This window comes from Ramlibacter monticola (genome assembly GCF_016722785.1).
In the GTDB taxonomy this organism is placed as follows: Bacteria; Pseudomonadota; Gammaproteobacteria; order Burkholderiales; family Burkholderiaceae_C; genus Ramlibacter; species Ramlibacter monticola.
In genome coordinates this window covers 1,001,675-1,025,288 of sequence record NZ_JAEQNE010000001.1, presented here as the reverse complement: position 1 = coordinate 1,025,288, position 23,614 = coordinate 1,001,675, and the positions used below count along the sequence as shown (strand labels likewise).

Genomic DNA, 23,614 nt, shown 5'->3' with positions numbered 1-23,614 from the left:
GCCATGAAGGCCATCGAGATCACGCAATACGGCGCGCCGGAAGTCCTGCGCGCCGGCGAGCGCCCCGACCCGACGCCGGGGGAGGGCGAACTGCTGATCCGCGTCACCGCGAGCGGCGTGAACCGTCCCGACGTGCTGCAGCGCACCGGCAACTACCCGGTGCCGCCCGGCGCGTCGGACATCCCCGGCCTCGAGGTCGCGGGCACCATCGTGTCCGGTGACGCGCGGGCGATGGCGGACGCCGGCTTCCGGGTCGGCGACCGCGTCTGCGCGCTGGTGGCCGGCGGCGGCTACGCCGGGCTGTGCGTCGCGCCGGTGGGCCAGTGCCTGCCGGTGCCCGAGGGGCTCAGCGACGTCGAGGCGGCTTCGCTGCCCGAGACCTTCTTCACCGTCTGGAGCAACGTGTTCGACCGCGGCCGCCTGCAGGCCGGCGAGTCCTTCATGGTCCAGGGCGGCACCAGCGGCATCGGCGTGACCGCGATCCAGATGGCGAAAGCCATGGGCGCAGGCAAGGTGATCGCCACCGCCGGCTCCGACGAGAAGTGCAAGGCCTGCGTCGATCTCGGCGCCGACCACGCGATCAACTACCGGACGCAGGACTTCGCCGAGGAGGCGAAGAAGCTCACCGACGGCAAGGGCGTGGACGTGATCCTCGACATGGTCGCCGGCGGCTACATCGACCGCGAGGTCAAGTGCGTCAACGAGGACGGCCGCATCGTGATCATCGCGGTGCAGGGCGGCACGAAGAGCGAGTTCAACGCCGGCCTGGTGCTGCGCCGCCGCATCGCGATCACGGGCTCCACGCTGCGCCCGCGCCCGGTGGCCTTCAAGGCCGCCATCGCGGCTGCGCTGAAGAAGAACGTCTGGCCGCTGATCGAAAGCGGCAAGATCAAGCCGGTGATCCACAGCACCTTCCCCGCGGCGGAGGCCGCGAAGGCGCATGCGCTGATGGAGTCCAACCAGCACGTCGGCAAGATCGTCCTGACCTGGTGATTCGAACATGAGCAAGAAGAGGCTGATTGCCGGCAACTGGAAGATGAACGGCAACCTGGAGGCCAACGACGCGCTCGTGCGCGCGGTGGTGGCGGGGATGAAGGATGCGCGCTGCGACGTGGCGGTGTGCGTGCCGGCGCCTTACCTGGCGCAGGTGCAGATGCTGCGCCACGGCTCCGCGCTGGACCTCGGCGCGCAGGACGTGTCGCAGCAGGCCGGCGGCGCCTACACCGGCGAGGTGTCGGCCGCCATGCTGCGCGAGTTCGGCGTGCGCTACGCCATCGTCGGCCACTCGGAGCGCCGCCAGTACCACGGCGAGACCGACGCGCTGGTGGCCGAGAAGGCCAGGACCGCGCTGGCGCACGGCATCACGCCGATCGTGTGCATCGGCGAGACGCTCGCCGAGCGGGAAGCCGGCAGGACCGAGGAAGTGGTGAAGCGCCAGATGGCCGCCGTGATCCACCTCAATGGCCATTGCATCAGCGAGGTCGTCGTGGCGTACGAACCCGTGTGGGCGATCGGCACCGGCAAGACCGCGACGCCCGAACAGGCGCAGCAGGTCCACGCCTTGCTGCGCACGCAGCTCGCCGCCGCGACCGCCCATGCCGAGCGGGTGAACATCCTCTACGGCGGCAGCATGAATGCGGCCAACGCCGCGAGCCTCCTGGCCCAGCCCGACATCGACGGCGGCCTCATCGGCGGCGCCTCCCTCAAGGCCCCCGATTTCCTTCAGATCATCGCCGCGGCCAGCGCCTGAGCGCGCCCGCGAGCCCCTAAAACAACGGAGTTATTGGAATGAATGTCTTGTTGACCATCGTGCTGGCCGTGCAGATGCTTTCGGCCCTCGGCATGATCGGCCTCATCCTGCTGCAGCACGGCAAGGGCGCGGACATGGGCGCGGCCTTCGGCAGCGGCGCCTCGGGCAGCCTGTTCGGCGCCACCGGCAGCGCGAATTTCCTTTCGCGGACCACGGCCATCCTCGCCGCGGTATTCTTCGCCTGTACCCTGGTCCTGGCTTACTTCAGCCACAGCGTGAAGCCGGTGAGCACCGGCAGCGTGCTGGAACGGGCGGCGCCCGCGGCGCCCGCGGCTTCCGCCAGCGGCCCGAATCCGGCGAACCAGATCCCGGGCGGCGGCACCCCGGTGCCCGCGCAGCAAGGCCCCGCGACGACGCCCGCCACCACGGCGCCGGTCGTGCCTGCTTCCGGCGCCGCCCAGATTCCCACGAAGTGATCTAGGTCAAGCGTCTCGGCGGCTGTTCCGCGACAGTCCGCCGTCTGTTTGAGAGTACACTCAGGGGTTGTACGGATAGGCGAGCGCACCAAGAGTGCGCACTCCTCGTGAGCCTGCCGGACACGTAGTTCAAGCCGACGTGGTGAAATTGGTAGACACGCTATCTTGAGGGGGTAGTGGCGAAAGCTGTGCGAGTTCGAGTCTCGCCGTCGGCACCAAACATAAATAACAGCCCGCCGGGCACGTACCCGGCGGCGCGTTCAGCGCGGACCCTGCCAGATGAACCTCGACCAGTACCTCCCTGTCCTCTTGTTCATCCTCGTCGGCATAGGCGTCGGTGTCGCTCCCCAGGTCATGGGCTGGGGCATCGCCAAGTTCATCGGCGCGCAGAAGCCCGATGCCGCGAAGAACTCCCCGTACGAATGCGGCTTCGAGGCCTTCGAGGACGCGCGCATGAAGTTCGACGTGCGCTACTACCTCGTCGCCATCCTCTTCATCCTGTTCGACCTCGAGATCGCCTTCCTCTTCCCGTGGGCGGTCGCGCTGAAGGAAATCGGCCCCGTCGGCTTCTGGGCCATGATGATCTTCCTGACCATCCTGGTGGTGGGCTTCGTCTACGAATGGAAGAAGGGCGCGCTGGACTGGGACTGACCCGGTCGCGCCACCTCCCCGCTTCCGATCCCGATTCCCCGAAAGAGATTTATGGCAAACCAGGGCATTCTTGAAAAAGGTGTCGTGACCACGACCGTGGACAGCGTCATCAACTGGGCCAAGACGGGCTCGCTGTGGCCCATGACGTTCGGACTCGCCTGCTGCGCGGTGGAGATGATGCACGCGGGTGCCGCGCGCTACGACATCGACCGCTTCGGCATGCTGTTCCGCCCGAGCCCGCGCCAGTCCGACCTGATGATCGTGGCCGGCACGCTGTGCAACAAGATGGGGCCGGCGATCCGCAAGGTGTACGACCAGATGGCCGAACCGCGCTGGGTGATCTCCATGGGCTCGTGCGCCAACGGCGGCGGCTACTACCACTACAGCTATTCGGTGGTGCGCGGGTGCGACCGCATCGTGCCGGTCGACGTCTACGTGCCCGGCTGCCCGCCGACGGCCGAGGCCCTGCTGTACGGGATCATCCAGCTGCAGCAGAAGATCCGCCGCACCCAGACCATCGCCCGCGCCTGAAGGAACACCAGAACATGATCCAGGCCACCGTGTCCCCCACGCCCGAAGCCGTGCGCGACGCCGTCGCCGCCGCGCTGGGCGACAAGGCCAAGAGCATCACGCTCAAGCTCGGAGAAGTGACCGTCGTCGTCGCCGCCAAGGACTACCACGAGGCGGCGCGCACCCTGCGCGATGCGCCGGGCTGCCGCTTCGAGCAGCTGATGGACCTGTGCGGCGTCGACTACTCCGAATACGGCATGGGCACCTGGGACGGCCCGCGCTTCGCGGCGACCTCGCACCTGCTGTCGGTCAGCCTGAACCAGCGCGTGCGCCTGCGCGTGTTCTGCCCCGACGACGACCTGCCGGTGGTGGACTCGGTCACCGACCTGTGGAGCGCGGCCAACTGGTTCGAGCGCGAGGCCTTCGACCTGTTCGGCATCGTGTTCGAAGGCCACGCGGACCTGCGCCGCATCCTCACCGACTACGGCTTCATCGGCCACCCCTTCCGCAAGGACTTCCCGGTCTCCGGCCACGTCGAGATGCGCTACGACCCGGAGAAGAAGCGCGTGATCTACCAGCCGGTGACGATCGAGCCACGCGAGATCACCCCGCGGATCATCCGCGAGGACAACTACGGGGGACTGCAGTGAAAAAACCCAAGACCGAACGCAGAGGACGCAAAGAGTACGCAGAGGTCGCAGAAGAACATCCGATGAAAGATTTTTTCTGCGTCCTCTGCGGATCCTCTGCGCCCTCTGCGTTCGGCTGTTTGGTTTTCGGTATCTGACATGGCTGAAATCAAGAACTACACCCTGAACTTCGGCCCGCAGCACCCGGCCGCGCACGGCGTGCTGCGCCTGGTGCTGGAGCTCGATGGCGAAGTGATCCAGCGCGCCGACCCGCACGTCGGCCTGCTGCACCGCGCCACCGAGAAGCTGGCCGAGACCAAGACCTACCTCCAGTCGCTGCCCTACATGGACCGCCTCGACTACATGTCGATGATGTCCAACGAGCACGCGTACTGCCTGGCCATCGAGAAGCTGCTCGGCCTCGAGGTGCCGGTCCGCGCGCAGTACATCCGCGTCATGTTCTCCGAGATCACGCGCCTGCTGAACCACCTGCTGTGGCTCGGCGCGCACGGCCTCGACTGCGGCGCGATGAACATCCTGATCTACTGCTTCCGCGAGCGGGAAGACCTGTTCGACATGTACGAGGCGGTGTCGGGCGCGCGCATGCACGCGGCCTACTTCCGTCCGGGCGGCGTCTACCGCGACCTGCCGGACACCATGCCCCAGTACAAGGCGAACAAGATCCGCAACCAGCGCGAGATCGACCGGCTGAACGAGAACCGCAGCGGCACGCTCCTGGACTTCATCGAGGACTTCACGAAGCGCTTCCCGGCCTACGTCGACGAGTACGAGACCCTGCTGACCGACAACCGGATCTGGAAGCAGCGCACCGTGGGCATCGGCGTCGTCACGCCCGAGCGCGCGCTCAATCTGGGCTTCGCCGGCCCGATGCTGCGCGGCTCCGGCATCGCCTGGGACCTGCGCAAGTCGCAGCCCTACGAGGTCTACGACCAGATGGACTTCGACATCCCGGTCGGCCGGACGGGCGACTGCTACGACCGCTACCTGGTGCGCGTGCAGGAGCTGCGCGAGTCCAACAGGATCATCAGCCAGTGCGTGCAGTGGCTCAAGGCCAACCCCGGCCCGGTGATCACCGACAACCACAAGGTCGCGCCGCCCGATCGTGAAGCCATGAAGTCGAACATGGAGGAGCTGATCCACCATTTCAAGCTCTTCTCCGAAGGCTTCAAGGTGCCGGAAGGCGAGTCCTACGCCGCCGTGGAGCACCCCAAGGGCGAGTTCGGCATCTACATCGTCAGCGACGGCGCCAACAAGCCCTACCGCCTGAAGATCCGGCCGCCGGGCTTCGCGCACCTGGCCGCCCTCGACGAGATGGGCAAGGGCCACATGATCGCCGACGCCGTGGCGATCATCGGCACGATGGACATCGTGTTCGGAGATATCGATCGATGATTAACGACAACACCAAGGCCCGCTTCGCCCGCGAGGTCGCCAAGTACCCCGCCGACCAGAAGCAGTCCGCCGTGATGGCCTGCCTGGCCATCGTGCAGCAGGAGCAGGGCCACGTCACGCCCGAAAGCGAGCAGCATATCGCCGACTACCTGGGCATGCCCGCGATCGCGGTGCACGAGGTCACGACGTTCTACAACATGTACAACCAGCACAAGGTGGGCAAGTACAAGCTGAACGTCTGCACCAACCTGCCTTGCCAGCTGCGCGACGGCCTCAAGGCGCTGCAGCACCTGGAGATGCGCCTGGGCATCGAGATGGGCGAGACCACGCCCGACGGGCTGTTCACGCTGCAGCAGTGCGAGTGCCTGGGCGCCTGCGCCGACTCGCCGGTGATGCTGGTGAATGACCGCACGATGTGCAGCTTCATGTCGCCCGACAAGCTGGACCAGCTGATCGACGGCCTGCGCAAGGCCGAGGGCGTGGCGACCGCCGCACGGCCGCCCGAAGGCGGCCAGGCCGCAGTGCGCAGCACGGAGGCTTCGTGATGCACGCGCAGCAAGTCCTTTCGCAGTTCATGGCGACGGGTGTCCAGACCTGTTTCCACAACCGCCACATCGATCCCCAGATCTACAAGGACATCGACGGGACGAACTGGCGCCTGAAGGATTACGAGGCGCGCGAGGGCTACCAGGCCCTGCGCAAGATCCTCGACGAAGGCCTCACGCCCGACCAGGTGATCGCCACCGTCAAGGAAAGCGCGCTGCGCGGCCGCGGCGGCGCCGGCTTCCCCACGGGCCTGAAGTGGAGCTTCATGCCCCGCCAGTTCCCGGGGCAGAAGTACCTGGTGTGCAACAGCGACGAGGGTGAGCCCGGGACCTGCAAGGACCGCGACATCCTGATGTACAACCCCCACATCGTGATCGAGGGGATGATCATCGCGGCCTACGCGATGGGCATCTCGGTGGGCTACAACTACATCCACGGCGAGATCTTCCAGGTCTACGAGCGCTTCGAGGAAGCGCTGGAAGAAGCCCGCGCCGCCGGCTACCTGGGCAACAACATCCTGGGCTCGCAGTTCAGCTTCCAGCTGCACGCGTTCCACGGCTTCGGCGCCTACATCTGCGGCGAGGAAACCGCGCTGCTCGAATCGCTGGAAGGCAAGAAGGGCCAGCCCCGCTTCAAGCCGCCGTTCCCGGCCAGCTTCGGCTTGTACGGCAAGCCCACGACGATCAACAACACCGAGACCTTCGGCGCGGTGCCCTGGATCATCCGCAACGGCGGCCAGGCCTACGTCGACATCGGCAAGCCGAACAACGGCGGCACCAAGATCTTCTCGGTGTCCGGCGACGTGGAACTGCCCGGCAACTACGAAGTGCCCATGGGCACCCCCTTCAGCAAGCTGCTGGAACTGTGCGGCGGCGTGCGCGGCGGCAAGAAGCTCAAGGCCGTGATCCCCGGCGGCTCGTCCTCCCCGGTGCTGCCCGCGGACCTCATCATGCAGTGCACGCTCGACTACGACTCCATCGCCAAGGCGGGGTCCATGCTCGGTTCGGGCGCCGTGATCGTGATGGACGAGACGCGCGACATGGTCGAAAGCCTGCTGCGCCTGGCCTACTTCTACATGCACGAGTCCTGCGGCCAGTGCACGCCCTGCCGCGAAGGCACGGGCTGGATGTGGCGCGTGATCGACCGCATCCAGAACGGCCACGGCAAGCCGACCGACCTGGACCTGCTGAACTCGGTGGCCGACAACATCCAGGGCCGCACCATCTGCGCGCTCGGCGACGCCGCCGCGATGCCGGTGCGCGCCATGCTGAAGCACTTCCGTCACGAGTTCGAGGCCAAGATCGCGCGCTCGGACGTTCCGCTGCCCGGGGCGAGGAACCCGGTGCCGGCGGGGGCGCGTGCCTGATCGAAAGCACAACATGATTGAGATCGAACTCGACGGACAGAAGGTGTCGGTGACCGAAGGCAGCATGGTGATGCATGCGGCCGAGAAGGCAGGCACCTACATCCCGCACTTCTGCTATCACAAGAAGCTCTCCATCTCCGCCAACTGCCGCATGTGCCTGGTGGACGTGGAGAAGGCGCCCAAGCCCATGCCGGCCTGCGCCACGCCCGTCACCAACGGCATGATCGTGCGCACCCGCAGCGACAAGGCGCTCAAGGCGCAGCAGTCGGTGATGGAGTTCCTGCTGATCAACCACCCGCTGGACTGCCCGATCTGCGACCAGGGCGGCGAGTGCCAGCTGCAGGACCTCGCCGTCGGCTACGGCGGCTCCGGCTCGCGCTACGAGGAAGAAAAGCGCGTCGTCCCGCACAAGGACGTCGGCCCGCTGATCTCCATGGAGGAGATGAGCCGCTGCATCCACTGCACCCGCTGCGTGCGCTTCGGCCAGGAAATCGCCGGCGTGATGGAGCTGGGCATGGTCAACCGCGGCGAGCACAGCGAGATCACCACGGTGCTGGGCGACACGGTCGACTCCGAAGTCTCGGGCAACATGATCGACCTGTGCCCGGTCGGCGCGCTCACCAGCAAGCCCTTCCGCTACTCGGCCCGTCCCTGGGAACTGTCGCGCCGCAAGAGCGTCAGCCCGCACGACTCCGCCGGCGCGAACCTGATCGTGCAGGTGAAGAACAACAAGGTCATGCGCGTCCTGCCGCTCGAGAACAACGACGTCAACGAGTGCTGGCTGGCCGACCGCGACCGCTTCTCCTACGAGGCCCTGAACACGCCCGAGCGCCTGAGCTCGCCCATGCTGAAGCACGGCGGCGAGTGGAAGACCGTCGACTGGCAGACCGCCCTCGAATACGTGGTGCGCGGCCTCGGCGAGATCCAGCGTGACCATGGCGGCAAGGCCATCGGTGCGCTGGTGTCCCCGCACAGCACCGTGGAAGAACTGTTCCTGGCGCAGAAGCTCGTTCGCGGGCTGGGCAGCGACAACGTCGACCACCGCCTGCGCAATGGCGAATTCGCCAACCACGAAGGCGTGCGCTGGCTGGGCACGTCCATCGCGTCGCTCTCCACGCTGCAGCGCGTGCTGGTCGTCGGCTCCAACCTGCGCAAGGACCATCCGCTGTTCGCGCTGCGCGTGCGCGCCGCGGCGCGTTCGGGCGCCCAGGTCAGCGTGGTGCACGACCGCGACAACGACTGGGCGATGAACATCGCCTCGAAGTCCATCGTGCCCGCCGGCCAGTGGATGCAGGCGCTGGCCGACATCGCCACGGCGATCGGCAACGAGAAGAATGCCAAGGCGCCGCTGCAGGGCAACGCCACCGACACGGCCAAGGCGATCGCCGCCTCGCTGCTGTCCGGAGAGCGCAAGGCCATTTTGCTGGGCAACGCCGCCGCGCACCATCCGGCCGCGAGCTCGCTGCTGTCGCTGGCCAACTGGATCGGCGAGATGACCGGCGCCAGCGTCGGCTACCTGACCGAAGCGGCCAACACCGTCGGCGCGCAGCTGGTGAAGGCGCAGCCGGGCGAGGGCGGACTGAACGCCAAGCAGATGCTGGAAGGCGCCTGCAAGGCCCTGTTCCTGCTCAACACCGAACCGGCTTTCGACTCCGCCCTCGGCGCGGCGAAGCTGGGCGCCCAGGGCAGCATGGTCATCACGCTGTCGCCCTTCAAGGCCAACATGGACATCAGCGACGTGCTGCTGCCCATCGCGCCGTGGACCGAGACGCCCGGCACCTTCGTCAACGCCGAAGGCCGCGTCCAGAGCTTCCACGCCGTGGTCAAGCCGCTGGGCGAGTCCCGCCCGGCCTGGAAGGTGCTGCGCGTGCTGGCCAACATGCTGGGCCTGCAGGGCTTCGAGTACGAGTCCTCGCAGGAAGTCCTGGCCGACGCCCGCGGCGCCGCCGACAGCGACAAGCCGATGGTGCAGGGCAGCCTGCTGTCCAACAAGACGGCCAAGGCCGCCTGGCTGGGCGACACGGACGCCAGGCCGGTGTCCGCCGCCATCTACCAGCTCGATTCCGTCGTGCGCCGTGCCCCGTCGCTGCAGCTGACGGCGGATGCGCAGGTCGCCAAGCGCGAGGGGGTGCCCGCATGATCGACACGATTTACGGTTACGGCAACGGCCTGATCGCCGCGCCTTGGTGGACCGGCGCCGGCTGGCCGGTGCTCTGGACGCTGATCAAGATCATCGTCGTGGTGGCCCCGCTGATGGGCGCCGTGGCCTACCTGACGCTGTGGGAGCGCAAGGGCATCGGCTTCACCCAGCTGCGCCCGGGCCCGAACCGCATCGGCCCGCTGGGCCTGCTGACCCCGATCGCCGACGCGCTGAAGCTGCTGACCAAGGAGATCATTCTCCCGACGGTGGCCAACAAGAGCCTGTTCTACCTGGGCCCGATCATGACCATCATGCCGGCCCTGGTCGCATGGGTCGTGATTCCCTTCGGCCCCGAGGTCGCGCTGGCCAACATCAACGCGGGCCTGCTGTTCCTGATGGCCATCACCTCGCTGGAGGTGTACGGCGTGATCATCGCCGGCTGGGCCTCCAACTCGAAGTACGCCTTCCTGGGCGCGCTGCGCGCCTCGGCCCAGATGGTCAGCTACGAGATCGCCATGGGCTTCTGCTTCGTGGTGGTGCTGATGGTGACCGGCAGCCTGAACATGACGGACATCGTCCTGCAGCAGGACCACGGCTGGTTCGCCGCCCGCGGCATCAACTTCCTGTCCTGGAACTGGTTCGCGCTCCTGCCGATCTTCTTCGTCTACTTCATCTCCGGCCTGGCCGAGACGAACCGCCACCCCTTCGACGTGGTGGAAGGCGAGTCGGAAATCGTGGCCGGCCACATGATCGAGTACTCGGGCATGTCCTTCGCCATGTTCTTCCTGGCGGAGTACGCCAACATGTGGCTCGTGTCGATCCTGGCCGTGGTGATGTTCCTGGGCGGCTGGCTGCCCCCGGTCGACGCGCCGCTGCTGAACTGGATCCCGGGGTGGATCTGGCTGGGCATGAAGACCTTCATCATGGTCACGATGTTCCTGTGGGTCCGCGCCACCTTCCCGCGCTTCCGCTACGACCAGATCATGCGCCTGGGCTGGAAGATCTTCATCCCCGTGACGCTGGTCTGGCTGATCGTGATCGGCGCGTGGATGCAGACCCCGTACAACACCTTCGCCTTCGCAAAGTAAAGCCATGGCCGCTGCAACCGACACCCTGGCGTCGCGCGAGTCCGCCTTCTCGCTCAAGGACTTTCTCTCCAGCTTCATGCTGCTGGAGCTGTTCAAGGGCCTGAAGGTCACGGGCAAGTACTTCTTCGCCCGCAAGATCACCGTGCAGTTCCCGGAGGAGAAGACGCCGCTCAGCCCGCGTTTCCGCGGCCTGCACGCGCTGCGCCGCTACGAGAACGGCGAGGAACGCTGCATCGCCTGCAAGCTGTGCGAGGCCGTGTGCCCCGCGATGGCGATCACCATCGAGAGCGACCAGCGCGCCGACGGCACCCGCCGCACGACGCGCTACGACATCGACCTGACCAAGTGCATCTTCTGCGGCTTCTGCGAGGAAAGCTGCCCGGTCGACTCGATCGTCGAGACGCACATCCTGGAATACCACGGCGAGAAGCGCGGCGACCTGTACTTCACCAAGGACATGCTGCTGGCCGTGGGCGACCGCTACGAATCCGAGATCGCGGCCAGCAAGGCGGCCGACGCCAAGTACCGCTAAGGACGCAAGGGGACTCAAAAAAAATGGACGTCCGTACCGGTTTGTTCTATCTCTTCTCGGTCGTGCTGATCTTTTCGGCCTTCCGGGTCATCACCGCGCGCAGCCCCGTGTATGCCGCGCTGTTCCTGGTGCTCACCTTCTTCCAGGCCTCCGGCGTGTGGCTGCTGCTGAAGGCGGAGTTCCTCGCCATCTCGCTCGTGCTGGTGTACGTCGGCGCGGTGATGGTGCTGTTCCTGTTCGTCGTGATGATGCTGGACGTCAACGTCGACGAGTTGCGGGCGGGCTTCTGGAAGCACTTCCCGATGGCCGCGACCATCGGCGCCCTGATCGCGCTCGAAATGGCCGCGGTGCTGATGGGCGGCTTCCGTCCCACCGAGGAGCCCCGTGCCGTGCCGGCCGTGGCCGCCGCGGCGCAGGCGGGCGTGCAGTACTCCAACACCAAGGAACTCGGCCGCCTGCTCTACACCGAGTACCTGTTCCCGCTGGAGATCGCGGCGGTGCTGCTGCTGGTGGCCATCGTCGCCGCCATCGCGCTGACGCTGCGCCACCGCAAGGACTCCAAGGCCATCGATCCCTCGCTGCAGGTGCGCGTGAAGGCGCGCGACCGCCTGCAGGTCGTGAAGATGCCGGCGGCCCGCCCGGCGCAACCCGAAGCCACCGCCGCGGTCGCGCCCGAAGGAGGCAAGGCATGAGTCGCCGGGCCGCTCCCAAGACGAATACCGCAGTGCGCAGCACGGAGGTTTCCTGATGACGATCACCCTGGGACACTACCTGACGCTGGGCGCGATCCTGTTCGCGCTGTCCGTGGTCGGCATCTTCCTGAACCGCCGCAACCTGATCGTGCTGCTGATGGCCATCGAGCTGATGCTGCTGGCGGTCAACATGAACTTCGTGGCGTTCTCCAATTACCTGGGCGACATGCACGGCCAGGTGTTCGTGTTCTTCATCCTGACAGTGGCGGCCGCGGAGTCGGCGATCGGTCTCGCGATCCTGGTGCTGCTGTTCCGGAACAAATCGAACCTCAACGTCGAAGAACTGAACGCGCTGAAAGGCTAAGGCAGGTGCAGCCGGGGCGACCCGGCGTCCGCGGATTGCGGCGGGAGACCGCAGACCGCGCCACGTGCATAGGAAAGAAACGATGAGTACCACCCTCAACGCAGCGACCCTGCTCGCCGTCCCGCTCGCGCCGCTCGCCGGCGCGGCCCTGGCCGGCATCTTCGGCACCACGCTGGGCGGCAACGTGATCGGCCGCCGGCTGTCGCACACCTTCACGATCCTGGGCGTGTTCATCGCCTTCGTGATCTCCGCGATGACGCTCAAGAGCGTGGCGGTGGACGGGGCGCGCTTCAACCAGACCATCTACGAATGGATGGTGGTGGGCAGCCTGAAGATGGAGATCGGCTTCCTCGTCGACGGCCTGACGGCGATGATGATGTGCGTGGTGACCTTCGTGTCGCTGATGGTGCACATCTACACCATCGGCTACATGGAGGACGACGCCGGCTACAACCGCTTCTTCGGCTACATCTCGCTGTTCACGTTCTCGATGCTCATGCTGGTCATGAGCAACAACTTCCTGCAGCTGTTCTTCGGCTGGGAAGCGGTGGGCCTCGTCTCCTACCTGCTGATCGGGTTCTGGTACACCCGGCCGACGGCGATCTTCGCCAACCTCAAGGCCTTCCTGGTCAACCGCGTCGGCGACTTCGGCTTCATCCTGGGCATCGGCCTGGTCGTCGCCACCCTGAACACGCTGAGCTACAGCGAGACCTTCGCCAACGCGCAGAAGCTGGTGGCGCCCTTCGGCTACGGCACCGACTGGATGCTGATCACGGTGACCTGCATCTGCCTGTTCATCGGCGCGATGGGCAAGAGCGCGCAGTTCCCGCTGCACGTGTGGCTGCCCGACTCGATGGAAGGCCCCACGCCGATCTCCGCGCTGATCCACGCCGCCACCATGGTGACGGCCGGCATCTTCATGGTCGCCCGGATGTCGCCGCTGTTCGAGCTGTCCGACACCGCCCTGTCGGTGGTGATGGTGATCGGCGCGATCACGGCCCTGTTCATGGGCTTCCTGGGCATCATCCAGAACGACATCAAGCGCGTCGTCGCGTACTCCACGCTGTCCCAGCTCGGGTACATGACCGTGGCGCTGGGCGCTTCGGCCTACTCGGTCGCCGTGTTCCACCTGATGACGCACGCCTTCTTCAAGGCGCTGCTGTTCCTCGCGGCCGGCTCCGTGATCATCGGCATGCACCACAACCAGGACATCCGCTGGATGGGCGGCGTGCGCAAGTACATGCCGATCACCTGGATCACCTCGCTGCTCGGCTCGCTGGCCCTGATCGGCACGCCGCTGTTCGCCGGCTTCTACTCCAAGGACTCGATCATCGAGGCCGTGCACCTGTCCAAGCTGCCCGGTTCCGGCTTCGCCTACTTCGCCGTGATGGCCGGCGTGTTCGTGACCGCCTTCTATTCGTTCCGGATGTACTTCCTGGTCTTCCACGGCAAGGAGCGCTACGACCAGAACCCCGAGGCGCACGCGCACCACGACGAACACGGCCATGACGACCACGGCCATGGCCACGACGCCAAGCCGCACGAATCGCCCTGGGTGGTGACGGTGCCGCTGATCCTGCTGGCGATCCCCTCCGTGGTGATCGGCTACCTGACGATCCAGCCGATGCTGTACGGCGAGTTCTTCAAGGACTCGATCCTGATCAACGCGCATCTGCACCCCGCCATCGAGGAGATGGCCAAGGAATTCCACGGCCCGGTCGCCATGGCCCTGCACGGCCTCACGTCGCCCGTGTTCTGGCTGGCGCTCGCCGGCGTGGTGCTGGCCTGGTACATGTACATGAAGAACACGGCGCTGCCCGCCGCGATCCAGCGCCGCTTCCAGCCGGTCTACCAGCTGCTGGAGAACAAGTACTACATGGACTGGATCAACGAGAACCTGATCGCTCCCGCGGCGCGCGGGCTCGGAACGGGCCTGTGGAAGGGCGGCGACCAGGGCGTGATCGAGGGCATCTTCGTCAACGGCAGCGCCCACATGGTGGCGAGGTTCGCGGGCGTGGTGCGCTGGGTCCAGTCCGGCTACATCTACCACTACGCGTTCGCCATGCTGATCGGCATCGTGGTGCTCATGACCTACTTCGTGAGCTGGCCCATGGTCAGCGAGTGGCTGAAGAAGTAAGACGGGGACGAGAAAAATGCACATGGGACTCTTGAGCCTCGCGATCTGGACGCCGATCGTCTTCGGCGCCATCCTGCTGGCCCTCGGCCGCGACGACCAGGCACGCACCGTGCGATGGATCGCGCTGATCGGCTCCATCGTCAGCTTCCTGGTGACGCTGCCCCTGTACGGCCGCTTCGACCTCGCCACGCCCGCGATGCAGTTCGTGGAGAAGGCGCCCTGGATCGAACGCTTCAACGTCAACTACCACCTCGGCGTGGACGGCATCTCGCTGTGGTTCGTGCTGCTGACGGCCTTCATCACCCTGGTGGTGGTGATCTCCGCCTGGGAGGCGATCACCGAGCGCGTGAACCAGTACATGGGCGCGTTCCTGATCCTCTCGGGCCTGATGATCGGCGTGTTCTGCGCCCTCGACGGCGTGCTGTTCTACGTGTTCTTCGAGGCGACGCTGATCCCGATGTACCTGATCATCGGCATCTGGGGCGGCCCCAACAAGATCTACGCGGCCTTCAAGTTCTTCCTGTACACGCTGCTCGGCTCGCTGCTGATGCTGGTGGCGCTGGTGTACCTGTACACGAAGGCGGGCGGCAGCTTCGACATCCTCACCTGGCACAAGCTGCCGCTGACCGGGCTGGCGCAGACGCTGCTGTTCTTCGGCTTCTTCGCCGCCTTCGCGGTGAAGGTGCCGATGTTCCCGGTGCACACCTGGCTGCCCGACGTGCACGTGGAAGCGCCCACCGGCGGCTCCGCCGTGCTGGCCGCCATCATGCTGAAGCTGGGCGCCTACGGCTTCCTGCGCTTCTCCATGCCGATCGCGCCCGACGCCTCGCGCGAGTGGGCCTGGCTGATCATCGCGCTGTCGCTGATCGCCGTGATCTACGTGGGCCTGGTCGCCCTGGTGCAGCAGGACATGAAGAAGCTGATCGCCTATTCGTCCGTCGCGCACATGGGCTTCGTGACCCTGGGTTTCTTCATCTTCAACGACCTCGGCGTGTCCGGCGGCATCGTGATGATGATCTCGCACGGCTTCGTGTCGGCCGCCATGTTCCTCTGCGTGGGCGTGCTGTACGACCGCGTGCACTCGCGCATGATCGCGGACTACGGCGGTGTCGTGAACACGATGCCCACCTTCGCCGCGCTGGCGGTGCTGTTCGCGATGGCCAACGCCGGCCTGCCCGCCACCGCCGGCTTCATCGGCGAGTGGATGGTGATCCTGGCCACCGTGAAGGTGAACTTCTGGCTCGCGCTGCTGGCCGCCACCTCGCTGATCCTGGGCGCCGCCTACACGCTGTGGATGGTCAAGCGCGTCTACTTCGGCCCGGTGACCAACGACCACGTGAAGGCGCTCACGGACATCAATGCCCGCGAGTACCTGATGCTGGGCCTGCTGGCGGTCGCGGTGCTCTACATGGGCATCTACCCGAAGCCCTTCACCGACGTGATGAACCCGTCGGTCGCCAATTTCCTGAAGCACGTGGCGATCTCCAAGCTGTGATTCGGGGACGGGAGAACTGGACATGATGGAAAACATGAATCTCGCCGTCGTCGGCCCGGAAACGCTGCTGCTGGTGATGGCCTGCGTGATCGCCCTGGTCGACCTCGGGGTGAAGAGCCGCCTTCGCAACGTCACCTACTGGCTGACGATGCTCACCCTGGCCGTGGCCGCCGTCTACACCGGCGAGCTGGCCTCGCGCGGCGACACCGTCTACGGCTTCGGCCGCATGGTGGTGAGCGACGCGATGGCCAACTGGCTGAAGTGCTTCGCCACCATCGCCATGATGGTGTGCCTGGTGTACGGCCGCCCCTATGCGGGCGACCGCGACATGCTGCGCGGCGGCGAGTTCTTCACGCTCGCCATGCTGTCCCTGCTGGGCATCTACGTGATGATCTCGGGCAGCAACTTCCTGGTGATCTACCTGGGCCTGGAACTGCTCACGCTCTCCAGCTACGCGCTGGTGGCGCTGCGCCGCGACCACGTGGTGGCCACCGAGGCGGCGATGAAGTACTTCGTGCTGGGCGCCATGGCCTCGGGCTTCCTGCTCTACGGCCTGTCCATGATCTACGGCGCCACCGGCTCGCTGGACATCGGCACGGTGTTCAAGATCGTCGGCAGCGGCCAGGTCAAGCACCAGGTGCTGGTGTTCGGCCTCGTGTTCATCGTCGCCGGCCTGGCCTTCAAGCTCGGCGCCGCGCCCTTCCACATGTGGATCCCGGACGTGTACCAGGGCGCCCCGACGGCGATCACGCTGATGATCGGCTCGGCGCCGGAACTGGCCGCCTTCGCGATCGCGATCCGCCTGCTGGTGGAAGGCCTGCTCCCGCTGGCCATCGACTGGCAGCAGATGCTGATCGTGCTGGCCGTGGCCTCGCTGTTCATCGGCAACCTGGCAGCCATCGCCCAGACCAACCTCAAGCGCATGCTGGCCTATTCGACCATCGGCCAGATGGGTTTCGTGCTCCTGGGCCTGCTGTCCGGCGTGGTGAACGGCGACACGCGCTTCGCCCTCAACGCCTACAGCTCCGCGATGTTCTACATCGTGACCTACGTGCTGACGACCCTGGCGAGCTTCGGCGTGATCCTGCTGCTGGCGCGCGAGGGCTTCGAGAGCGAGGAGATCGCCGACCTGGCCGGCCTGAACCAGCGCAGCCCGCTGTATGCCGCCATCATGTCGATCTGCCTGTTCTCGCTGGCCGGCATCCCGCCGATGGTGGGCTTCTACGCCAAGCTCTCCGTGCTGCAGGCGCTGGTGGTCTCGGGCAGCCCGCTGTACATCGGCCTCGCGGTGTTCGCGGTGCTCATGTCGCTGGTGGCCGCGTACTACTACATCCGCGTGGTCAAGGTGATGTACTTCGACGAGCCGATCACGGCCACCACCGTCGCGGCCCCCGCCGACGTGCGCGTGGTGCTCACGCTGAACGGCGCCCTGGTGCTGATCCTGGGCATCGTGCCCGGCGGCCTGATGACGCTGTGCGCGCAGGCCATCGTGAAGATGCTGACGTCGTGACGACGCCGGCGGGCCGGTGACGCAGGCGGCTTCGGTCTGGCTGGTGCTGGCACTGGCCTTCTGCGCGGCCAACCTGCCGTTCCTGACCGAGCGCCTGGTCGGCCTGCTGCCCCTGGCGCAGGGCAAGAGCCTGGCCATCCGGCTGGGCGAGCTGGTGTTGATGTATTTCCTGGTCGGCGCCGTCGGCCTGGGGCTGGAACAGCGGGCGGGGCAGATCGCCCCGCAGGGCTGGGAGTTCTACGCCATCACCGGCGCGCTGTTCCTCACCTTCGCCTTCCCCGGATTCGTCTGGCGGTACCTGTACAAGCGCAAGTAGTTCCATGTCGCACGAAGATGGCCACCTGAGGGAGCACACCCAGTCCCGCGAGGAACTGCTCAAGGGGCACTTCCTCCACGTCGTCCGCGAGACCGTCCGGCTGCCGGACGGCGGGGCGGCCACCCGCGAATTCGTGCTGCATCCCGGCGCCGTGGCGATCGTCCCGCTGCTGGACGACGGCCGCATCGTGCTGGAGCGGCAGTACCGCCATCCCACCGGCAAGGTGATGATCGAGATCCCGGCCGGCAAGCTCGATCCGGGCGAGGAGCCCCTGGTCTGCGCCCGGCGCGAACTGCTGGAGGAGACCGGCTACGTGGCCCGCGAATGGGCCTTCGCCTTCGACCTGTACCCGACGGTGGCCTATTCGGACGAGGCGATCGGCATCTGGTTCGCCCGCGGGCTGGAGCACCGGGGCGCCCGGCTGGACGAAGGCGAGTTCCTGGACGTCATCGCCGCCACGCCGGCGGAGTTGCTGGACTGGTGCCGCGACGGCCGGGTGCAGGATTCCAAGACGCTGGCCGCGGCCCTCTGGATCCAGAACGTGCTGGCCGGCACTTGGAAACTCGACTGGCAGGCCTTACCTTAGGGCCATGAAGGTTCTGAACCTCCAGTGCGGCCATGCCCATTCCTTCGAGGGCTGGTTCGCGTCCGAAGACGATTTCCAGGGCCAGCTCGCCCGCGGGCTGGTCGAATGCCCCCTGTGCGGCGACGCCCAGGTCGCCAAGCTGCCCAGCGCACCGCGCCTGAACCTGGGGGCGCCGGAGCCCAAGCCGGCCCGGCAGGAAGTCGTGTCCGGTCCCACCCCGCAGCTGCAGGCCGCCTGGATGGAACTGGTGAAGCAGGTGCTGGCCAACACCGAGGACGTCGGCGGGCGCTTCGCCGAGGAGGCCCGCAAGATCCACTACGGCGAATCCGAGGAACGCGGCATCCGCGGCCAGGCCTCGCGGGAGGAGACGCAGGAACTGCTGGACGAAGGGATCGGCGTGCTGCCGTTGCCGATCCCGAAGGGGCTCAAGGGGCCGCTGCAGTAGGCTTCCTCCGGGTGGGACCGGATGTCCGGGTCCCGGGGCGCTTTCCTAGAATCCGACCGAACAAGGGTCCGGAGGGGTCATGGACGCATCCACCTACCGCCAGCTGGCACCGGGGGAGCTCGCTCCGTGGTTCCGGCAGCGGACCACGGCGAAGGCGTCGTACGCCTTCGACCTGAGCGGCGGCCGCTACATCGTCCTGTGCTTCCTGGCCACGGCCGGCGACGCGGTCGGTCAGGCGGCGCTGGGCTTCGTGCGGGAGCACCGGGCGCTGTTCGACGACCGGCGCTTCTCCTTCTACGGCCTGAGCTCGGATCCCGACGACGAGGCACGCGGTCGCCTCGTCCAGTCCTTGCCCGGCGTGCGCCACTTCCTGGACTTCGACGGCACGGCCGCCCGGCTCTACGGCGCGCTGCCGGAGGGTTCGCAGGGAGCCGGGGAGGCCGGGACGCCGGGCTACCGGCGGATGTGGGTCGTGCTCAACCCGGGCCTGCAGGTGAAGGCCGTGCTGCCTTTCCGGCCCGACGGCGGCGACCGCCAGGCGCTGCGGGCCCTGCTGGACGCGCTGCCCCCCGTGTCCCACTACGGCGGGATCGAGATGCACGCGCCCGTCATCATCATCCCGGACCTGCTGGAACCCTCCGTCTGCGAGGACCTCATCGGGCGCTATGACCGCGCGGGCGGCACGCCCTCCGGGTTCATGCGCGAGGTGGACGGGCGGACCGTCGCGGTGCACGACGGCAGGCACAAGCGCCGCAGCGACTTCACCATCGAGGACGACGCGCTGCGGCGCCTGCTGCAGCAGCGCGTCCTGCAGAAGGTGGTGCCCCTGATCTGCAAGGTGCACTGCTTCGAGGTCACCCGGATGGAACGCTACCTGGTGGGCTGCTACGACGCCGAGACCGGCGGCCATTTCGCCCCGCACCGGGACAACTCCACGCGGGGGACGGCTCACCGGCGCTTCGCCCTGTCGGTGAACCTGAACGACGACTTCGACGGCGGCGAGCTCGCCTTCCCGGAGTACGGCTGGCGCGGCTACAAGGTGCCGGCGGGCGGCGCCATCGTCTTCGCCGGCGCGCTGCTGCACACCGTCAGCGCCGTGCGGCGGGGCCGGCGCTATGCCTTCCTGCCGTTCCTCTACGACGACGCCGCCGCTGCCGTGCGGGAGTCCAACAACGCCTACCTCGCGCCGGGCTTCGGGGAGTACAAGGCCTGACCGTCGCCCCGCCGGGCACGGGGAAGGGAGTTGAGATCAAAGCCAAGCTTCCGGACGCCAACGCCAAACTTCCGGACGCAGAGGACGCCAAGGGTACGCAGAGGACGCAAAAGGATTCCAATACTTGGATTGGATGTTTTTCTGCGTCCTCTGCGTACCCTTTGCGTCCTCTGCGTCCGGATATTGGTTTTTCTCTACGTCATGAATTGCAGCGCCGCCAGGCGCGAATACATCCCGCCCGCCGCCAGCAGTTCCTCGTGACGCCCTGACTCCACGATCCTCCCGTGGTCCAGCACCACGATGCGGTCGGCCTGCTGCACGGTGGCCAGGCGGTGGGCGATGACCAGCGTCGTGCGGCCGCGCATCGCCGTCGCCAGGGCCGCCTGCACCATGCGCTCGCTCTCGGCGTCCAGCGCGCTGGTTGCCTCGTCCAGCAGCAGCAGCGGCGGATTCTTCAGGATCGCCCGGGCGATCGCGATGCGCTGGCGCTGGCCGCCCGAGAGCCGCACGCCCCGCTCGCCCAGGAAGGTGCCGTAGCCTTCCGGCAGCGCCCGCAGGAAGCCGTCCGCGAAGGCGGCGTGCGCGGCTGCCTGCACCTCCTCGTCGCTGGCCTCCGGGCGGCCGTAGCGGATGTTCTCCAGCGCCGAGGCGGAGAAGATCACGGGCTCCTGCGGCACCAGCGCGATGCGGGACCGCAGCACCTGCGGCTGCCAGTCGCGCACCGGCGTGCCGTCGACCGCGATCGTGCCCTGCTGCGGGTCGTAGAAGCGCAGCAGCAGCTGGAACACCGTGGTCTTGCCGGCGCCGCTGGGGCCCACCAGCGCCACCGTCTCGCCCGGCGCGACGTCCAGCGCGAACCCGGAAAGCGCCGGGGCCTGCGGCCGCGAGGGGTAGTGGAACTGCACGTCCGCCAGCCGCACGGCGCTGCCGCCCACCGGCACGGGCGGCGCCAGCGGACGCTCGGGCGGCAGCACCGGCGAGCGGCTGGCCAGCAACTCCATCAGGCGCTCGCTGGCGCCGGCCGCGCGCAGCAGGTCGCCGTACACCTCGCCCAGCACCGCCAGCGCGCCGGCGAAGATCGCCACGTAGAAGGCGGCCTGCCCGAGCTGGCCGGCGCTCAGCTCCCCGCGCAGCACGGCCTGCGTGCCCTGGTACAGGCCCCACAGCATGAGCGCGGCATTGGCGATGATGACGAAGGCGACCAGCGCCGCCCGCGCCCGGGTCCGCCGGATGCCGGTGCGGAAGGCGTTCTCGGTGGCCGCGGCGAAGCGCCGCGCCTCGCGCTCTTCCGCCGCGTGGCTCTGCACCACCGGGATGGCGTTCAGCACCTCCGCGGCGATGGCGCTGGAGTCGGCGACCCGGTCCTGGCTGGCGCGCGACAGTCGCCGCACCCGCCGGCCGAAGACCATCGCGGGCACCACCACCAGCAGCACGACCAGCAGCACCAGCGCCATCACGCGCGGGTGCGTCAGCACCAGCATGGCCAGGGCGCCGATGCCCATGACCAGGTTGCGCAGCCCCAGGGAGAAGGAGGAACCCACCACCGCCTGGACCAGGGTCGTGTCGGTCGTCAGGCGCGACAGCACCTCGCCGGTCTGCGTGCTCTCGAAGAAGGCGGGGCTCTGTTCCAGCACGTGGGCGTAGACGGCGTCGCGCAGGTCCGCCGTGACCCGCTCGCCGATCCAGCTCACGAGGTAGAAGCGGGCGGCGGAGAACAGGCCGAGGGCCACGGCCACTCCGAACAGCAGCAGGAAGTGCCCCCGCAATGTGACCAGCCGGCCGCCGGGGTCAGCCGACAGGCCGCGGTCGATCATGGTCCGCAGCGCCACCGGGAACAGCAGCATCGCCCCCGCGGCCAGCAGCAGGAACACGCCGGCCAGGACGATGCGCGCGCGGTAGGGCCGCAGGAAGGGCAGGAGCCCGGAGAGGGAACGCGGGGAGCGCGGCTTCGTCGCGGCATCGGGCATCGCGGCAGTTTAGCCATCGTCTTGGATCCGGCTGACACCGTTCCACACCGCGAGCCCGCTCCCGGCTAGAGTGCTCGGCAATGGCCAAGCCCGCTTCCACGCCCCCGCGCAAGACGACGTCCCTCGAGCAATCCTGGAACGCCGCCGACCCCATCCCGGTTCCCGACGCGGAGCACCAGGACGGCGACACCGCCTGGGCGCTCTGGAACGAGGTGAGCGCGCAGCACGAGGCCAGGTTCGCGCCCACCGCGCCCATGACGGTGCCGGCCACCGCCCCGGGTGCCCTGGCCCCCGAGGCCCGCGCCTGGGCCATGACCCAGCCGGCGGCCGGGCGCGCGCCGCTGCGGCCCGCGGCGCCGCGCGCGCAATCGCCGTTCACCCTGGAATCCGCCATGCTGGTGGCGCGCAAGAACAACCGCGTCTGCCCGCGGCCGGTCCGCTGGGCCGAGGTCTCCGCCATGCTGCCGCCGCGCAAGACCGCGCGCGGCCAGCAGAAGCCGCCCGCGCCGGTGATCGGCGCCGCCTGGAACGTGACGCCGCCCCTCACCAAGCGCCTGCACTTCCGCGAACAGATCGAATGGGCCGAAAGCGCCGGCATACTGGAGGCCGTGATCGCTTTCATGCAGTCCATGCGCGAGGACGAATGGCTGCACATGGGCGAGGAATGAACCGGCCCTGCTGAGACTCATCTCCGCCTTCCCGTAGGGCCGCGGCGATGCCGTGGAGCACCGCGGCGACGCGTCGCGCCGCCGGAGCGCGAGGCGTGCCCGCGTTGACGCGGAGCGCGGGATCCCCTCCCGCGTACGATCGGCCGATGACCAGCCCCGCCAGCGGCTACAACCTCGCCCGCTTCGACCTCGTCTCCATCCGCCTGGTCGTGGACTGCCTGCAGCAGGGCAGCCTCAGCGCCGCCGCGCGCGCGTCGCACCTCGCGCTGGCGGCTGCCAGCCGGCGGCTGCGCGAGCTGGAGGACGCGGTGGGCGAGCCGCTGTTCGAGCGCCACGGCCGCGGCCTGCTGCCCACCAGCGCCGGGCGCGTGTTCGCCCGCCACGCGCTGGAGGTGCTGCAGGCCATGGAGCAGATGGGCACCGAGCTGGCCGACCTGCGCCGCGGCATCCAGCGCCACATCCGCCTGGCCGCCAGCACCGCGGCGATCGTCCAGTTCCTGCCGCCGCTGCTGGCGCAGCACGCGCGCGAGGCGCGGCACGTGCACGTCGAACTGGAGGAGCACGTCTCCAGCAGCGTCGTGGCCGCGCTGCGCGAGGGCCGCGCCGACCTCGGCGTGTTCGTCGAGGGCGTGGACACCGAGGGGCTGGAGTGCCAGCTGTTCCGGCGCGACGAACTGGTGCTGGTGTTGCCGCCCCGGCACCGCCTGAACGGCCGGGGCGCCATCGCCTTTTCCGAGGCGCTGGAGGAGGACTGGATCAGCCTCGCCGAAGGCGCGGCCCTGCTGCAGCAGCAGCACGCGGCGGCGCACGCGGCCGGAAGGCCGCTGAAGCTGCGCATGCAGGTGCGCAGCTTCGACGCCGTGTGCCACCTCGTCGCCTCGGGCCTGGGCATCGCGGTGCTGCCCAAGAGCGCGGCCCTCCCCATCATCGGCGCCCGGGGGCTGCGCTGGCGGGCGCTGTCGGACGCCTGGGCCTCGCGCCGGCTGCTGCTGGCGACTCGCCCGGGCACCCACGACGCGGCGGTGGAACAGCTGGTGCGCTTCCTGGTCGAGCCTTCGCAAAAAGCGAAACCCGGGGTCCGCAAACGGCAATAGACGCCGCCCGGGCGCGCACGCAAACT

24 protein-coding genes and 1 tRNA gene are annotated in these 23,614 nt (G+C 67.8%); 24 read left to right on the top strand and 1 reads right to left on the bottom strand.

Annotated features, from left to right (window positions below):
* Nucleotides 1-3 precede the first annotated feature (3 nt).
* From JJ685_RS04845 to JJ685_RS04740, 22 genes are all read left to right on the top strand, one after another.
* The gene (locus JJ685_RS04845; RefSeq protein ID WP_201673065.1) at nucleotides 4-993 is read left to right on the top strand and encodes an NAD(P)H-quinone oxidoreductase; all 990 of its coding nucleotides are present in this window, start codon (nucleotides 4-6) and stop codon (nucleotides 991-993) included.
* Nucleotides 994-1,000: 7 nt separating this feature from the next.
* Nucleotides 1,001-1,750, top strand: coding sequence for a triose-phosphate isomerase (gene tpiA / locus JJ685_RS04840; protein WP_201673064.1), 750 nt, complete (start codon nucleotides 1,001-1,003; stop codon nucleotides 1,748-1,750).
* A gap of 38 nt (nucleotides 1,751-1,788) precedes the next feature.
* Nucleotides 1,789-2,226, top strand: a complete 438-nt coding sequence (gene secG / locus JJ685_RS04835) for a preprotein translocase subunit SecG (protein WP_201673063.1) — start codon at nucleotides 1,789-1,791, stop codon at nucleotides 2,224-2,226.
* A 133-nt stretch (nucleotides 2,227-2,359) separates the two neighbouring features.
* Nucleotides 2,360-2,444 (top strand) — tRNA-Leu (locus JJ685_RS04830).
* A 61-nt stretch (nucleotides 2,445-2,505) separates the two neighbouring features.
* Nucleotides 2,506-2,877: an NADH-quinone oxidoreductase subunit A gene (locus JJ685_RS04825; protein WP_201673062.1), complete on the top strand. Its 372-nt coding sequence runs from the start codon at nucleotides 2,506-2,508 to the stop codon at nucleotides 2,875-2,877.
* A 51-nt stretch (nucleotides 2,878-2,928) separates the two neighbouring features.
* Nucleotides 2,929-3,408 carry a NuoB/complex I 20 kDa subunit family protein gene (locus tag JJ685_RS04820; protein WP_201673061.1) on the top strand — a complete coding sequence of 160 codons (480 nt, stop codon included), beginning with the start codon at nucleotides 2,929-2,931 and terminating at the stop codon, nucleotides 3,406-3,408.
* A 14-nt stretch (nucleotides 3,409-3,422) separates the two neighbouring features.
* Entirely contained in the window at nucleotides 3,423-4,037 is a 615-nt protein-coding gene (locus JJ685_RS04815) for an NADH-quinone oxidoreductase subunit C (RefSeq protein WP_201673060.1), read from the top strand.
* Between the two features lie 138 nt (nucleotides 4,038-4,175).
* On the top strand, nucleotides 4,176-5,429 hold the full coding sequence (locus tag JJ685_RS04810; protein WP_201673059.1) for an NADH-quinone oxidoreductase subunit D: 1,254 nt from the start codon (nucleotides 4,176-4,178) through the stop codon (nucleotides 5,427-5,429).
* Nucleotides 5,426-5,974, top strand: coding sequence for an NADH-quinone oxidoreductase subunit NuoE (nuoE, locus tag JJ685_RS04805; protein ID WP_201673058.1), 549 nt, complete (start codon nucleotides 5,426-5,428; stop codon nucleotides 5,972-5,974). Before JJ685_RS04810 ends, nuoE begins: the two co-directional genes overlap by 4 nt.
* Entirely contained in the window at nucleotides 5,974-7,341 is a 1,368-nt protein-coding gene (gene nuoF / locus JJ685_RS04800) for an NADH-quinone oxidoreductase subunit NuoF (RefSeq protein WP_201673057.1), read from the top strand. Before nuoE ends, nuoF begins: the two co-directional genes overlap by 1 nt.
* Before the next feature lie 13 nt (nucleotides 7,342-7,354).
* Nucleotides 7,355-9,481, top strand: coding sequence for an NADH-quinone oxidoreductase subunit NuoG (gene nuoG / locus JJ685_RS04795; protein ID WP_201673056.1), 2,127 nt, complete (start codon nucleotides 7,355-7,357; stop codon nucleotides 9,479-9,481).
* A complete protein-coding gene (gene nuoH / locus JJ685_RS04790; RefSeq protein ID WP_201673055.1) occupies nucleotides 9,478-10,569 on the top strand; it encodes an NADH-quinone oxidoreductase subunit NuoH in 1,092 nt (363 codons plus the stop codon). Before nuoG ends, nuoH begins: the two co-directional genes overlap by 4 nt.
* Before the next feature lie 4 nt (nucleotides 10,570-10,573).
* Complete coding sequence (gene nuoI, locus JJ685_RS04785; RefSeq protein WP_201673054.1) at nucleotides 10,574-11,101, top strand: NADH-quinone oxidoreductase subunit NuoI; 528 nt, start codon at nucleotides 10,574-10,576, stop codon at nucleotides 11,099-11,101.
* 23 nt (nucleotides 11,102-11,124) lie between these two features.
* Nucleotides 11,125-11,793, top strand: a complete 669-nt coding sequence (locus tag JJ685_RS04780; RefSeq protein WP_201673053.1) for an NADH-quinone oxidoreductase subunit J — start codon at nucleotides 11,125-11,127, stop codon at nucleotides 11,791-11,793.
* 55 nt (nucleotides 11,794-11,848) lie between these two features.
* On the top strand, nucleotides 11,849-12,157 hold the full coding sequence (nuoK, locus tag JJ685_RS04775; protein ID WP_201673052.1) for an NADH-quinone oxidoreductase subunit NuoK: 309 nt from the start codon (nucleotides 11,849-11,851) through the stop codon (nucleotides 12,155-12,157).
* A gap of 82 nt (nucleotides 12,158-12,239) precedes the next feature.
* Nucleotides 12,240-14,294 carry an NADH-quinone oxidoreductase subunit L gene (nuoL, locus tag JJ685_RS04770; RefSeq protein ID WP_201673051.1) on the top strand — a complete coding sequence of 685 codons (2,055 nt, stop codon included), beginning with the start codon at nucleotides 12,240-12,242 and terminating at the stop codon, nucleotides 14,292-14,294.
* A 22-nt stretch (nucleotides 14,295-14,316) separates the two neighbouring features.
* Nucleotides 14,317-15,789, top strand: a complete 1,473-nt coding sequence (locus JJ685_RS04765; RefSeq protein ID WP_201673050.1) for an NADH-quinone oxidoreductase subunit M — start codon at nucleotides 14,317-14,319, stop codon at nucleotides 15,787-15,789.
* Nucleotides 15,790-15,823: 34 nt separating this feature from the next.
* A complete protein-coding gene (gene nuoN, locus JJ685_RS04760) occupies nucleotides 15,824-17,299 on the top strand; it encodes an NADH-quinone oxidoreductase subunit NuoN (protein WP_408015449.1) in 1,476 nt (491 codons plus the stop codon).
* A 16-nt stretch (nucleotides 17,300-17,315) separates the two neighbouring features.
* Entirely contained in the window at nucleotides 17,316-17,615 is a 300-nt protein-coding gene (locus tag JJ685_RS04755; RefSeq protein ID WP_201673048.1) for a DUF2818 family protein, read from the top strand.
* A 4-nt stretch (nucleotides 17,616-17,619) separates the two neighbouring features.
* Nucleotides 17,620-18,201 (top strand): NUDIX domain-containing protein, encoded by a 582-nt coding sequence (locus JJ685_RS04750; protein WP_201673047.1) that lies wholly within the window; start codon nucleotides 17,620-17,622, stop codon nucleotides 18,199-18,201.
* Between the two features lie 4 nt (nucleotides 18,202-18,205).
* On the top strand, nucleotides 18,206-18,646 hold the full coding sequence (locus JJ685_RS04745; protein ID WP_201673046.1) for a DUF1178 family protein: 441 nt from the start codon (nucleotides 18,206-18,208) through the stop codon (nucleotides 18,644-18,646).
* Between the two features lie 79 nt (nucleotides 18,647-18,725).
* A complete protein-coding gene (locus JJ685_RS04740) occupies nucleotides 18,726-19,859 on the top strand; it encodes a 2OG-Fe(II) oxygenase (protein ID WP_201673045.1) in 1,134 nt (377 codons plus the stop codon).
* Between the two features lie 194 nt (nucleotides 19,860-20,053).
* Here JJ685_RS04740 and JJ685_RS04735 read toward each other — a convergent pair whose 3' ends face one another.
* Nucleotides 20,054-21,826, bottom strand: coding sequence for an ABC transporter transmembrane domain-containing protein (locus tag JJ685_RS04735; protein ID WP_201673044.1), 1,773 nt, complete (start codon nucleotides 21,824-21,826; stop codon nucleotides 20,054-20,056).
* An 80-nt stretch (nucleotides 21,827-21,906) separates the two neighbouring features.
* On the opposite strand from JJ685_RS04735, the gene JJ685_RS04730 reads away from it, so the two are divergent.
* Entirely contained in the window at nucleotides 21,907-22,494 is a 588-nt protein-coding gene (locus JJ685_RS04730; protein WP_201673043.1) for a hypothetical protein, read from the top strand.
* 146 nt (nucleotides 22,495-22,640) lie between these two features.
* Nucleotides 22,641-23,588: a LysR substrate-binding domain-containing protein gene (locus tag JJ685_RS04725; protein WP_201673042.1), complete on the top strand. Its 948-nt coding sequence runs from the start codon at nucleotides 22,641-22,643 to the stop codon at nucleotides 23,586-23,588.
* Nucleotides 23,589-23,614: the final 26 nt, after the last annotated feature.